Annotated in this window: 1 protein-coding gene; it reads left to right on the top strand. The window is 75.7% G+C overall.

Annotated features, from left to right (window positions below; all coding sequences use genetic code 11):
* Window positions 1-123: 123 nt before the first annotated feature.
* The coding region (locus ACYVE9_RS27735; protein ID WP_461030642.1) for a Gfo/Idh/MocA family protein at window positions 124-1,146 on the top strand (1,023 nt) is incomplete at its 3' end.

Raw genomic sequence — 1,146 nt, 5'->3', positions numbered from 1 at the left:
CGGGGCCGGCGCGGGGTCGGCGCCCGCTGCCCCCGGGGGCCGCCCGCGCAGGTCACAGGCCGCACGTAGCATGGCCGGTGCCCCCACTGACCCCATCAGCCACAGGCGGAAGGCCAGCCTCACGTGACCACCGCACCCCTGCCCGCCGGAACCGGAACCAGCACCGACCGCCCGTTGCGCGTGGGCCTGATCGGCTACGGCCTGGCCGGCTCGGTCTTCCACGCGCCGCTGGTCGCCGCGACCGAGGGCCTGGTCCTCGACACCGTCGTCACCTCCGACCCCGGCCGCCGCCGGCAGGCCCAGGACGAACACCCCGACGTGGTCACCGTCGAAGGCCCCGACCAGCTGTTCGCCCGCGCCGACGCACTCGACCTGGTGGTCGTTGCCTCCCCCAACCGCACGCACGTGCCGCTCGCGACCCGGGCCCTGGAGAGCGGACTGCCCGTCGTGGTGGACAAGCCCGTCGCCGGGACCGCCGCGGAGGCCGAACAGCTCGCCGCGCTCGCCGACGAACGCGGCCTGCTGCTCTCGGTGTTCCAGAACCGGCGCTGGGACGACGACTTCCTCACCCTGTCGCAGTTGCTGGCCGACGGTTCGCTGGGGCAGGTGTACCGGTTCGAGTCGCGCTTCGAGCGGTGGCGTCCCCGACTGAAGGGCGGCTGGCGCGAGTCCGGGGACCCGGCCGAGATCGGCGGACTGCTCTACGACCTCGGCAGCCACGTCGTCGACCAGGCCCTGTCCCTGTTCGGCCCGGTCGCCACCGTCTACGCCGAGTCCGACGTGCGGCGCCCCGGCGCCGAGGCCGACGACGACACCTTCATCGCGCTCACCCACACCGGCGGCGTCCGCTCCCACCTGTGGGTCAGCGCCACCGCCGCCCAACTCGGCCCGCGCTTCCGGGTACTGGGCAGCGAAGCGGCCTACGTGAAGTACGGCCTCGACCCCCAGGAGGGCGCGCTGCGCGCCGGCGAACGCCCCGGCACCGGCACCGGGTGGGGGACGGAGCCGGACGCCGCCCGCGGCACGCTCGGCTCACCCGAGGACAACCGCCCGGTGCCCACCCTGCCCGGCGACTACCCCGCGTACTACGCCGCGGTCGCAGCCGCCCTGCGCACCGGCGGCACCCCGCCGGTCACGGCCGGCGAG

The sequence above is a fragment of the Streptomyces sparsus genome (assembly GCF_054776295.1).
The sequence above is the reverse complement of the archived record's forward strand: the minus strand, read 5'-3'. Positions and strand labels throughout refer to the sequence as shown.